The following is a 2175-nucleotide window of genomic DNA, read 5'->3' on the forward strand; positions in this document are numbered from 1 at the left end:
ATCCGCGGCTGCTGATCAGCGGCGCCGAGATGATCTCGGAGACGACGCAGCATCATCAGGCCGACAGCCGGTCCGGCAAGCAGGGCGCGCCGACCGACGAGATGGGCAGCATGATCTCGGGTGTGCTGGGCGAGATCGACGATCGCTGGACCGAAATCTTCAAGGCCAATGGCCAGACCTATGTCGGGCCGAAGATCGTGCTGTTCCGCGGCCGCACCAATGGCGGGCGCTGCGGCATGGCGCAGGCGGCGATGGGACCGTTCTATTGTCCCCCGGACAAGCAGATTTTCATCGACACCTCGTTCTTCAAGCAGGTCGAGACCCGCTTCCGCGGCTGCTCCGGCTCGGCGTGCCAGTTCACCGCCGCCTACATCATCGCGCACGAGGCCGGCCATCACGTTCAAAACCTGCTGGGCATCCTGCCGAAGGTGACGCGGGCTCAGGAAGCTGCCGGCTCGCGCGCCGAAGCCAACGCGCTGCAGGTGCGCGTCGAACTGCAAGCCGACTGCCTGTCCGGCGTCTGGGTCAACCGCGAAAAGAAGAAGCGTCCCAACTTCATCGAGGACGGCGATATCGACGCCGCGCTCACCACGGCGGCCGCGATCGGCGACGACACGCTGCAGCGCCGCGCCGGCCGCGAAGTGGTGCCGGACTCGTTCACCCACGGCTCGGCCGAACAGCGCAAGCGCTGGTTCATGACCGGCTATCAGCAGGGCACCGTCCAGGCCTGCAACACGTTCGGGGCAGAGCGGCTGTAAGGTCTCGGCCTCACGGAAATTCTGAATTCGCCATGCCCGGTCCGTGCCGGGCATCCACGTGTTGCGATGTGACGACGACGTGGATGGCCGGGACAAGCCCGGCCATGACGCTGGTACAAGTTCGACGAGGCGGTTATGGCGAGCAAAGATCAACCGAAGCAATTCATTCCGCTCAACATCGCCGTGCTCACGGTGTCCGATACGCGCTCGCTCGATGACGACAAGTCGGGCGCCACCTTGGTCGAGCGGCTCAGCGGGGCAGGGCACAGGCTGGCGGCGCGTGAGATCGTCACCGACGACGTCGAGAAGATCCGCGCCATCATCCGCCGTTGGATTGCCGACGATGGCGTCGACGCGATTATCACCACCGGTGGCACCGGCTTCACCGGGCGCGATGTGACCCCGGAGGCGATCGAGCCGCTGTTTGAGAAGCGGATGGATGGGTTTTCAATCGCCTTTCACATGATCAGCTGGGGCAAGATCGGCACCTCGACGATCCAGTCGCGCGCCACCGCTGGTGTTGCCGGCGCGACCTACATCTTCTGCCTGCCGGGTTCACCGGGTGCCTGCCGCGATGGTTGGGACGGCATTCTGGCGGCGCAGCTCGATTATCGCACGCGCCCCTGCAACTTCGTCGAAATCATGCCGCGGCTCGACGAGCATCTGCGCCGCAGCAAGAGCTGACCCGCGCGCATCGGCATCCACCGTCGGCGTGCCTTGACAGCCGCGACGTGCCACGGAACCATCGCCTCCAATCATAAGGCGCAACAAGGCGCCGCGACGATGGGAGGATGCTTTGGGCCAGATCGTTTCGATCGAGGCGCTTGCCGCGCAGATCCGCGACGGCATGATGGTGGCGGTGCCGTCCGACACCAGCGGCGTGGCGATGGCGGCGACCGCCGCGATCATCGCCAACCGGCCGCGCAATCTGCATCTCGTCTGTATCCCGATCAGCGGCCTGCAGGCCGATATGCTGATTGGTGAAGGCCTGGTCGGCACGGTCGAGACCAGTGCGATCTCGCTTGGCGAAGCCGGCGGCGCGCCGCGGTTCGCCGAAGGCATCCGCAGCAGCGCGTTTGTAATGAAGGACGCGACCTGCCCGGCGATCCTCGCCGGCCTCGTCGCTGGTCAGAAGGGTGTGCCGTTCATGCCGATCCGCGTCATCATCGGCAGCGACATTCTCAAGACGCGCGACGACTGGAAGGTGATCGACAATCCCTACGCGCCGGACGATCCGATCGTGGTGGTGCCGGCGATCCGCCCGGATGTCGCGCTATTTCATGCGCCCGAGGCCGATCGATTCGGCAACGTGCGGATCGGCCGGCAGACCGAACTCGCCGCGATGGCCTATGCGGCCAAGACCACACTTGTGACGGTCGAGCGTATCGTCGAGACTTCGCTGCTGGCGGACGAGAAC

Annotated in this window: 3 protein-coding genes; all 3 read left to right on the plus strand. The window is 65.4% G+C overall.

Annotated elements, in window-relative coordinates; translation table 11 throughout:
- Positions 1–758: KPN_02809 family neutral zinc metallopeptidase (gene ypfJ, locus DYI24_RS25415; protein WP_164574282.1), on the plus strand; the 758-nt coding region annotated here is incomplete at its 5' end.
- A 135-nt stretch (positions 759–893) separates the two neighbouring features.
- The gene (moaB, locus tag DYI24_RS25420; protein ID WP_107354438.1) at positions 894–1442 is read left to right on the plus strand and encodes a molybdenum cofactor biosynthesis protein B; all 549 of its coding nucleotides are present in this window, start codon (positions 894–896) and stop codon (positions 1440–1442) included.
- Between the two features lie 112 nt (positions 1443–1554).
- A partial coding sequence (locus DYI24_RS25425; protein WP_164574283.1) for a CoA transferase subunit A occupies positions 1555–2175 on the plus strand: 621 nt, incomplete at its 3' end.

Origin of the sequence: Rhodopseudomonas sp. BR0C11 (assembly GCF_010820945.1) — a bacterium.
Classification (GTDB): Bacteria; Pseudomonadota; Alphaproteobacteria; order Rhizobiales; family Xanthobacteraceae; genus Rhodopseudomonas; species Rhodopseudomonas palustris_H.

What these genes read in the sequence shown, in the direction of transcription:
- moaB (WP_107354438.1), top strand. Translation starts at nt 894, where the DNA reads ATGGCGAGCAAAGATCAACCGAAGCAATTCATTCCGCTCAACATCGCC.